The organism is Phenylobacterium sp., from assembly GCF_041919955.1.
Classification (GTDB): Bacteria; Pseudomonadota; Alphaproteobacteria; order Caulobacterales; family Caulobacteraceae; genus Phenylobacterium.
On record NZ_JAYRSU010000034.1, the window covers coordinates 23,051 to 32,048 of the forward strand.

Annotated in this window: 11 protein-coding genes; 4 read left to right on the plus strand and 7 right to left on the minus strand. The window is 71.9% G+C overall.

The features are described 5' to 3' along the window. Positions 1-13 precede the first annotated feature (13 nt). A complete protein-coding gene (locus ACE3T2_RS20005) occupies positions 14-2,497 on the plus strand; it encodes an alpha/beta hydrolase family protein (RefSeq protein ID WP_374660634.1) in 2,484 nt (827 codons plus the stop codon). On the opposite strand, the gene ACE3T2_RS20010 is transcribed toward ACE3T2_RS20005, so the two are convergent. The 4 genes from ACE3T2_RS20010 to ACE3T2_RS20025 all read right to left on the minus strand — a co-directional run bounded on the left by ACE3T2_RS20010 (position 2,403) and on the right by ACE3T2_RS20025 (position 5,591). Next, the gene (locus tag ACE3T2_RS20010) at positions 2,403-4,076 is read right to left on the minus strand and encodes an asparagine synthase-related protein (RefSeq protein ID WP_374660636.1); all 1,674 of its coding nucleotides are present in this window, start codon (positions 4,074-4,076) and stop codon (positions 2,403-2,405) included. The genes ACE3T2_RS20005 and ACE3T2_RS20010 overlap by 95 nt on opposite strands. After that, positions 4,076-4,699 carry a lasso peptide biosynthesis B2 protein gene (locus tag ACE3T2_RS20015; RefSeq protein WP_374660638.1) on the minus strand — a complete coding sequence of 208 codons (624 nt, stop codon included), beginning with the start codon at positions 4,697-4,699 and terminating at the stop codon, positions 4,076-4,078. Before ACE3T2_RS20015 ends, ACE3T2_RS20010 begins: the two co-directional genes overlap by 1 nt. 65 nt (positions 4,700-4,764) lie before the next feature. Continuing rightward, positions 4,765-4,890 carry a hypothetical protein gene (locus ACE3T2_RS20020; protein ID WP_374660640.1) on the minus strand — a complete coding sequence of 42 codons (126 nt, stop codon included), beginning with the start codon at positions 4,888-4,890 and terminating at the stop codon, positions 4,765-4,767. 86 nt (positions 4,891-4,976) lie between these two features. Next, complete coding sequence (locus ACE3T2_RS20025; protein WP_374660642.1) at positions 4,977-5,591, minus strand: GntR family transcriptional regulator; 615 nt, start codon at positions 5,589-5,591, stop codon at positions 4,977-4,979. Between the two features lie 283 nt (positions 5,592-5,874). Between ACE3T2_RS20025 and ACE3T2_RS20030 the strand changes: the two genes are divergently transcribed. Genes ACE3T2_RS20030 through ACE3T2_RS20040 form a run of 3 tightly spaced genes read left to right on the plus strand, consistent with a single transcriptional unit; the run spans position 5,875 to position 6,883 of the window. Further along, entirely contained in the window at positions 5,875-6,378 is a 504-nt protein-coding gene (locus ACE3T2_RS20030) for a helix-turn-helix domain-containing protein (RefSeq protein WP_374660644.1), read from the plus strand. Continuing rightward, entirely contained in the window at positions 6,371-6,601 is a 231-nt protein-coding gene (locus ACE3T2_RS20035; RefSeq protein ID WP_374660646.1) for a LuxR C-terminal-related transcriptional regulator, read from the plus strand. Before ACE3T2_RS20030 ends, ACE3T2_RS20035 begins: the two co-directional genes overlap by 8 nt. A 51-nt stretch (positions 6,602-6,652) precedes the next feature. Further along, positions 6,653-6,883, plus strand: coding sequence for a hypothetical protein (locus ACE3T2_RS20040; RefSeq protein ID WP_374660648.1), 231 nt, complete (start codon positions 6,653-6,655; stop codon positions 6,881-6,883). Between the two features lie 166 nt (positions 6,884-7,049). Here ACE3T2_RS20040 and ACE3T2_RS20045 read toward each other — a convergent pair whose 3' ends face one another. The 3 genes from ACE3T2_RS20045 to ACE3T2_RS20055 form a co-directional block, all read right to left on the minus strand. After that, positions 7,050-7,292, minus strand: coding sequence for a hypothetical protein (locus ACE3T2_RS20045; RefSeq protein ID WP_374660650.1), 243 nt, complete (start codon positions 7,290-7,292; stop codon positions 7,050-7,052). Between the two features lie 76 nt (positions 7,293-7,368). Continuing rightward, complete coding sequence (locus ACE3T2_RS20050; protein WP_374660652.1) at positions 7,369-8,247, minus strand: hypothetical protein; 879 nt, start codon at positions 8,245-8,247, stop codon at positions 7,369-7,371. A gap of 355 nt (positions 8,248-8,602) precedes the next feature. Continuing rightward, positions 8,603-8,998: hypothetical protein (locus ACE3T2_RS20055; RefSeq protein WP_374660654.1), on the minus strand; the 396-nt coding region annotated here is incomplete at its 5' end.

Below are 8,998 nucleotides of genomic sequence, written 5' to 3' on the forward strand. Positions count from 1 at the left end.
ATAGGAGACGTCCATGCGCTCGCTGCTGCGCATCGCGGCCGCCTGCCTGATGGCGGCCGCCTCCTCGGCCTCGGCGGCCTTGCTGAGCGTCGATGATCTGCTCCAGCTGGAGGACCTCGGCGCGGTGACCATCGACCCGCGCGGGCGCTGGTTGGTCGCCGAGGCGCGCGCCCCCTATGCCGAGGCCGGGAGCTTCCAGGGCGATTATTACGGCCGCTGGGCGACGAGCCGGCTCTACCGGGTGGACCTGGCCGCGCCCGGCCCGGCCGCGCCGCTGCTGGACGGGGCGCACGGTCTCCTGGCCGGGCCGGTCTCTCCGGACGGCGCGAGGATGGTCGTCTACCGTCTTTCCCCCGGACGCTGGCAGGCGGGGATTTTCGACCTCGCCAGCGATCGCGTGCGCTGGCTCGCCGGGACCCCGGACTATTCGGTGCTCGGCCGCACCGCCCAGTGGCGCTCGCCCGACGAGCTGATCGCGATCCGGCTTCCGGGCGAGGACTTGCCGACCCGGCTGCGCCTCGGCTGGAGCGCCATGGCCGAGCTCCCGGAGCTCTGGCGGGCCGCCGATCGCGGCGAGGCCGCCGTCAGCGTCGCCGGGTCCGGCGCCTTCGCGAGCCTGCGCCCCGGCCCGCCGCCCAGCGAGCTCGTCAGTCTCGACGTGCGGCGCGGAACCGAGCGCGTGCTGGCGCGCGGCCCCTTCGTCGACCTGGAGCTCTCCCCCGACGGCCGCTACCTCGCCCTGCTGAGCGCCGGCGAGCTCGTCGCGCCGCCGCCGGACCGCCCGCTCCGCGGCGGCGAAACCCTGCAGCGTCACGCCCTGCAGGTGCTCGACCTGGCCAGCGGCGCCCTGGCCGCGCCCTGCCCGGCCTGCGACGTGCTGCCGGGCCTGCTCGCCTGGTCGCCGGCGCGGGCCTCGCTGCTGATCTACGCCCGCGCCCCGGGCCAGGCCTGGACGGCGGGCCGGCTGCGCCGCATCGACGGCGCGCGCCCGGCCCGGCCCCTGCCGGCCGGCGACGTGACGCCCGCGGTTTCGCTCGCCGCCGACGGCACGGTGAGCGTCCAGGCCGGATGGCTCGCCGCCCGCCCGTTGCTGCTGGGCCGCCGGCCCGGCGCGGCGCGGGACGACTGGTTCGTGTTGGACGCCGCCCCGCGCAACCTGACCGCCGCCCTGCCGTCGCCGATCCGGCTGGTCTCCAGCACGCGCCGCGGCGCGCGCCTGGCGGCCGCCGGCGAGGTCTGGTCGCTCTCGTCGGCCGGTGATCTGGCGCGGGACGCCCCGCCGGGGGCCTGGACGCTCGCCGAGCCGCCCGAGCCGTCGCTGCGGCTGCGCCTCTCCGCGGGCGACCGCGACTGGGCGGCCGCCCAGCCCGCCGCCCCCGCCGCGGGCCGGCCCGAGCGCCTGGCCCGGATCGGCCCCGGCGGCCTGCGCCTCAGCCCGGCCCCGCCGCAGGCGCAGCTCCTGGCCGTGGGCGAGACCGCGGCCGCCTATCTGACCCGTGATGCGCACGGGGTCTCGCAGCTCTGGGTCCAGGCGGGGAACGCGGCTCCCGCGCCGGTCCTGACCTTGAACGCGCCGCTGGCCGCGCGCGCGCCCGCCCAGGTGCGGCGCCTTCAGGGCCCCGCCGGCCAGCCGCCGCACTGGCTCTATCTGCCGCCGGCCTGGCGGCCGGGGACGCGGCTGGCGATGGTGGTGATCCCTTATCCGGGCGCGGTCTATGACCGGCCGCCGGCCAAGTATGCGCCCGGCGCCCTCACCTTCTACACCAACCCGCAGCTGCTCGCCGCCCAGGGCTATGCGGTGCTGGTCCCGAGCCTGCCGCGGCCGCGCGGGCGCGAGCCGATGGACGGCCTCGCCGACCAGGTCCTGGCCGCCGTCGACCTGGCGATCGGCGACGGCTACGCCGATCCGGAGCGCCTGGCGGTCTGGGGCCACAGCTTCGGCGGCTATGCGGCCATGGCGCTGGCGACCCAGACGGGGCGATTTAGGTCGATCATCGCCTCGGCCGGGATCTCGGACCTGACGAGCCACTGGGGGGCCATCCCGCCGGACTTCGCGGTCAGCCCCCAGCTCGGCCCTTCGATCAACTGGGGCCAGGGCTGGGTCGAGCAGAACGCCGGCATGGACGGCCCGCCCTGGACCGCGCCCGAGCGCTATGCGCGCAACAGCCCGCTCAGCCACGCCGCGGCGATCCAGACGCCGATGCTGCTGATCCAGGGCGACCAGGACTCCATTGCGCTCGGCCAGGCCCAGAGCCTGTTCTCGGCGCTCTATCGGCAAGGCAAGCCCGCGGTCCTGGTCACCTATTGGGGCGAGGGGCACGTGGTCACCAGCCCGGGCAATGTGCGCGACATGTACCAGCGGGTGTTCGCCTGGCTGGCGGCGACCTTGCCGCCGCCCGCCGCTAGCCCAGGCCCCGCAGCCGCCGGCTCCAGGCCCGCGTCCAGGCTTCGAGCGCGGCGGCGTGCAGCAGCTGGCCGGCGCCGCCCGACCAGATGAGATGCTCGGCGGTCAGCATCGACTCGAGCCGCCGCCGGTCGAGCACCCGGTGTTCCACCAGCAGGCCCTCCAGCAGGTAGTCGCGGAAGACATCCAGGCGCGAGGCCACCGCACGCCCGAAATGGGCGGTGGCGTCGCCCTTGCCGTAGCGCTCGGCGATCTGCGGCGGCAGCCGTCCCGCAAACGCGGCTCGGGCATAGGCCCGGTCGCGCCGACCCTGGGTGAGCTCCACGCTCGAGCGCGCCAGGCAGTGCTCGACGATCGGCTGGGCGAGCAGCGGATGACTGAAGGCCGCCACTGCGGCCCGCCGCGAGGGGCCGGCGAAGGCCAGGGTCTCGACGAGGCCGCGCACCTGCAGGACCTTGCCGGGCGGCAGGCCGGCGGCCTCGTCCATCCAGGGCGCCGGCCGCTCGCGGCGAGGCGCGAGCGCGGCGCGCAGCAGCGACCAGACCGAGCGACGGGTCCAGGCGGCGAGGTCGGCGAGCGTGGGGTCGAAGAGGCCGGCGAGCCCGCGGCGGCGCAGGTGGTCGGCGCCGATCAGGGGGCTGGGCATCTGGTAGAAGACGGTGTCGCCGCCCTTGCCGGTGAGCAGCAGGTCCGCGCCGAGGCGCGCGCACTCACCGGCGACATCGGCGTCATAGGCGCCGTCCAGGCCCCAGATCCCCGGCCGCCATCCCGAGGCGACGTCGGCCAGGTCGCGCGGGTCGAACGTGAAATCCGGCTTGCGCCGCTCGATCAGCGGCAAGCCCGCGGCCTGCGCCGCCGCCCGCGCAAAGCCGCGCTCGTCGCCCTCCGGCTCGTCGGTGTGGTAGTTGAGCAGCCGCCGCTCGCGCGCGCCGCCGGCCTGGCCGAGCGCCCAGGCCACCACCGCCGAATCGAAGCCGCCGGAGAGCTCGACCAGCACGCGCCGGCCCTCGACCTGACGGGCGACGCAGTCCCGGGCAAGATCGCACAGCGACGCCTCGCCCGGCGCCCGGCGTGCGGCTTGGGCCGCCGACCACAGGCGCACGGCCGCCCCCGACGCCGTCCGCAAGGTCCCCGGGACCAGCGCCTCGGCGCCGTGCAGGCCCAGGGTGACCGCTACCGCGCCCGGTCGGACGAGCTGCCTCTGCACCGCGCGCCAGTCGAGGGCGAGGGCCGGCGCCAGGCCGATCAGCAGCCAGTCGGGCGCGCTCGAGGCGAGCGCCTGGACGCCACCGGCCTCAAGGACCACCGCCTCCAGCCCGCCCAGCGGGGCGCGGAACATCGCCGCGCGCCCCCGACGCGGCGCCTCGACCAGCACATAGGCCCCCCAATGGGTTTCGACGAGCCAGCGGCACTGCGCCTCGAATCCGCCGGGCCGCGCCTCGACCTGCGCGTGGTCGACGTCGTCCCGCGGCCAGGCCTCGCCGATCAGCACCGCGCCCGCGCTCAGACGCAGGACGGGAAGCTCGCCGGGCGTGGAAAGCGCCAGCAGCCGTCCCGGCTCGTCGCGCGCCAGGCGCCAGCCGGCCGCGGCCTCGATCGCCCGCCGCACCCAGCCGACCCGGTGCGGCGGCTCGCCGTCAGGATCCCAATGCAGCAGGACGTAGTCGGCCATCAGTCGACGACCAGGATCGGAGCGTAGCGCGCCAAGCGCCCGACCCGCTCGTCGAGCACGCAGTCGCCCCACTGCAGCCAGCAATGGGCCGCGAACGGATAGGTGGCGACGCCGAACACCCAGGTCGGCGCGGCGCGCCCGCGCCAGACCAGAAAGCTGCGCAGCAGGAAGCTCCGCTTCAGGCAACGCCCCTGGAAGGGCAGCCACGGCAGCCAGCGCAGGAAGAAGCGCACATCGGCCAGCAGCGCCTCGCGATCCTCCAAGGCCGCGTCCGCGCCCTGCGGCCGCACGATCTGCGCAAAGCGCCCCCAGGCGAAAGCCCAGGAGGCCTGGCCATAGGCGATGATCAGGTCCAGCAGCACGCCTGGGCCCATCGGCGTGACCGGCCCGTCCGGGAGATCGCACGCCGCCCGCGGCGCGCCGCACGCCGGCGGGCGGTCTGTCCCCGTCCCCTGTTCGACCAGACCGGCGGCGCGCAACCGGTCCACGGCCGCGCGGTCGGACGGCAGGGTCGCGAGGGTCCGGCCGGCCAGGCACAGATAGGTTCCGCCTCGCGCATCGAGCAGGACGAGGTCGCCCTGGATCTCCACGGCGTGGCAATGGGCGGCGAGGACGAGGCGCATGGCGGGATCCGCAAGCCAGGACAAGCCGCCCGACGCCGGCGAGCCGGCGCCGGGCGCGCGATCGCTCAGACTTCGTCGTAACGGTCGCCGGCGAGCTCGATATACTCACCGTCGGGATAGCCCTTGGTCAGGCGCTTGGCGTCGCCGAGGACGATCCCCGTCAGGCCGTAGATTTTGCGAAGATTGCGCATGGCGCTCTCCTTCATGACGTCACCGATCGTGACCACCTGAGGGAGACCCCGTCGCCGAATACACTCAAACCATATTCGAATATTCTCTAATATATCTGCGACGCCGCCATGGCTGAGACGATCGCCAAGGCGCGCGCGCGACGGCGGCGATGATAGTCCGCGACCGCGGCGGCGAGGGCCGGCGCGTTCCACGGCGTCTGGTCCAGATGGTCGAGCTCGCCCGCCACGTCGCTCAGCGCCTCGACCTCGGCGAGCCGGGCCCGGCCGAGCCGCACGGTCAGGGCCCCGTGGACCTGCAGCAGCGGCGCGCTGCCCGAGGCGAGGACGATCTGGCGGAAGAGGCGCGCGGTGCGCCGCACGGTCCCCACCGCCGCCCCGGCCGCGGCGTCCGGTTCCGGCGCGCCGTCGCGCCGGGCCCCGAGGCTGGCCAACGCGAGCTGCAGATAGGCCTCATGCAGGTCATAGAGCGCGACGAGGTCGCCCGGCTCGGCGCGCCAGGCGCTGAAGCCGAGCCCGCGGCGCTCCTCGATGCTGCGCTCTCCGGCCAGCCAGGCCAGAGCCTCGCGCACCGGGGTGGTGCTGACCGCCAGCTCCTGGGCGAGATCGCCGATCACCAGCGGCGCGCCCGGCGCATAGTCGCCGTCGGCCAGCCGCCCGCGCAGCAGGTTCAGGGTCGCGCCGAAGGGATTGCGACGCGACATCGGGTCTTGTCCATCGAGTTCGAACCTCTCGCCACCCCTCAAACAGGCGCTCCCGACCCTGCAACGGGCCGCCCCGGTCGAAAAGCGGGCTTTCCGCCGAAGGCGTCGATCAACGCCCGGCCCTTCGCAAATCGACGGGCCGCCCCTCGCCCTTGGGGGGCTTGGCCCCCGATTTTGGCCGTTGATCATTGCGGTCCGCCCGCGCCATCCTGCTACCGCTAGGCGGGAGCTCGACACCGGCTCTCGCAGGGGTTTTATCCGATCGACCAGTGACCGCGCGTACATGTTCCCGCCATTTCCCAATCGCGTCCGGCAAGGCCGCCTGCTGGGCGAGGCCCTAAGGGCGATCCGCCGGCGGCGCGGTCTGGCGGTGAAGCAGACCGCCCGCGCCATGGGCATGTCGCTCAGCGCGTATGAGCGTTTCGAGGCCGGCGGCGGCGAAATCCGGCTCGAGCGGCTGTTCCGGTTCGCCCAGGTGACCAACAGCGATCCGTTCGGTCTGGTGGCGCAGATCTATTTCGGCGAGCCGGGCCTGGCCGAACGCTGCGCCGACCACAAGCCGCTGCTGATCAACGCCCTGGCGCTGCAACGCTTCGACGCCGCCGAGCCCGAGACCCTGCCGCAGCTCGACGTCGTCACCCTGATCGACGCCTATAGCCGCGCCTATGACGGCCTGGCCGCCCTCGCTCGCCAGCGGCGCGCGCTCGCGCAGGCCTGGCTGGCCGGCCCGGCCGACGAGGCCGCAACGCCTCCGGTCGGGGCGCCAGAGGCGGACGGCGATGGCTAGGCGCCTCAGCCCGCGCCAGGCCGCTTGCCTGGAGCTGGTCTGCGAAGGCCGCACCTCGGCGCAGATCGCCAACGCCCTGGGGCTCTCGGCGCGCACGGTCGATCAGTACGTCGCCCAGTCCTGCGCCAAGCTCAAGGCGCGCAACCGCGCCCACGCGGCGGCCAAGGCGCTGCGGCTGAACCTCCTCGGGGAGCCCCCACTGGCCGGCCAAGCTCGCGATTGAAGGGCGGCGACTTTTCAGGCTCACTTCGCCCACCACAACCGGGAGCCTCCCATGAAGACCCTGCACTTTCTCGCCGTCACCCTCGCCGCCGCCAGCCTGGGCGGCGCGGCCGTCGCCGCCCCGACCCTCGATGCGGCCGGCAAGTGCCGCGACGGCGGCAAGTTCGTGAAGACCGAGCTCTGCAAGAGCGCCAAGCCCGACGCCGGCAAGTGCCGCGACATCAAGACCAAGAAGTTCGCCAAGTGCGGCGCCCCGGGAACCGAGAAGGTTCCCTCAAAATAGATCATGCCTCCAATGGCCTGGGCCACCGCGGGCCGTGATCCTGGCGAGCAAGGCAGCGGGCGGGCGTAGCCTTTCAGAAGCCTGAGCGCCGAGGCCGCGGCGTTGGCCTGCGGCCGCCCCCCAAGCCTCGCCAGATCGCATACGGACGCCTCGTGGCGGGCCGGCCCTAGCTGAGCCTCGCCGCGCCGCCGTTTCGCCAGTCCAGCTCCGGGTGGTAGCCCACGCGCGGATGGCTTCCGCGGAATTCGGGCTCGAAGGTCCGGAGCTCGGGCGGACGTTCGCCGGGACGAACGATCCGTACCGCGCCCTTGTCGCCGCGGCTCGCAGCCGCCCGCGCGAGCGTCTCGGCGGCGCGCACCGCCGCCGCATAGTCGCCGAATACTAAAGGCCCGGTCTGGCCGCGCTGCACGCGCCAAGCACTTCGCCAGCGAACAGACCTAACGGCTGCGGGATCGTAAGGGTCTCGCCTTCCGGCATCGGAGCTGTCATCGACCAATGATGTCACACCGCCGCGTCGGTCGGCAGAGAAAGGCGATGCCTTCGGGGCCAAACGCCTCCATGCGCGGATTGCATAGTGCAGGTTTCCAAAGGCGGCAGACGCCTTTGGTCGTGGTCCAGCTCCGACAAGCTGGCGCGCATCCAATCCGCGCAGGGTTGGCGCAGGTCTCCGACGCGCACACCCCGGCCAAGGCCTGCTCGCGGCCCATGCCAAGCCCGATGCCCCGCGCCGAGAACCGTCCCGCTTCGCCCGCCTGCGCCTTCATGTTCCGACACGGCATCAGGGCGAGCCGCTGCACGACGTCGAACAGCGCCTCCTTCCTTCCATTGTCGGCGGGCGGATGCGCCGCCCTTGCCCTGACCGCCTCGGACAGGATCGGGTCGAGCGCGATGGCCTTCTTCAAGAGGTCGAGGCGAAGCGAGAGCGCCAGAAGGTGCCCGGCCTTTTGGAAGCTTCTGCCCTTGATGGCGGACTCGATGGCTTCCTTCGGCTCGCCGGACTTTCGCCGCTGCTCGATGTCCGCGTCGGCCTCGGCGATACGGCGCTTGTCGTTCTCGGCGTCGGAGGTCACATCGTCGATGTAACCCGCGACATAGCGGAGATCGCGTTCGCCCTGATAGCGCTCCAGCAGACGCGCAAAGCGTTCGTTTTCATCCGCCGCAAGCTTCTCCTGCGCAGCCAGAACACCTTCGCGCTCTCCGACGGGAAGGTCCTGCAGCAGCTTTTGCGCCTGCGAGGCCAGCGCGGCGGAGTTTTCGACCTGCTCGGCCACGTCACCGGATTTCTTGTCGCAGCCGGACACGAGAAACCCGCACGCGGTCACGATGGCGAGCGCAGCCGCGCCGCTTCGAAGATGTCTCAACATCTCACCCTCTAATCGTCAGTTTGTATGGGGGGTCTGGAAGCTGCGCAGTCAGGCTGCGACAGCAACATTCAACGAAGACAGCGCGCCAAAGTTACGGACGGCAACCTCTGCGCATAAATAATCACACGCACGTAAACACAACATACCGACCTCTGTGTTTAACGGCATTCGAACTTGTGTTCGCACTCAACAAAAACGACCGTTTTTGAGGCCATTTCTATCTAGCGTCACTTTGTCTCATTTGTTAGAAATCCCCCCGAAAACAGGAGGCAATCGGGCTCGGCAGCACGGACACACAAAAGCGGTCGTTTTTGTTGAGAGTTGTACGACCGGCGGGATGGTGGTTCGCGTATGGCTAGAAAAGTTGGGTATCTACCGGAGCCTCATCATTGTCGATGCTGATGCGGAAGATCAGTTTGGCGTGGTCACCAGGTTGAAGCCGTTCACGCTCGTCAGCGCTGGGTATCCAAAACTTACTCGGCGCCTCCCGATGGAGCTCCTCGCCGTCGTCTAGGCACCAGCCATCGCCCTCAAAGTCCGGCTCTCGCATGTGTGCCGCCCTATCGTGTTCCGCGAACCCAGCAAACCATACTTCGGACTCGGCGCCATTGTCGTCGATGCGCCGATTTCGTTGAAAAAGGCCGCCGTCGGATCGTTGACCGCCCCGTGCTGGGTTGAGGCTGCAGCGTCTCAGGCTGTTGCGATTGCTGGCGGCGGGATGAGCTTGGCGAGTTTGCGGAGGTTCTGAGCG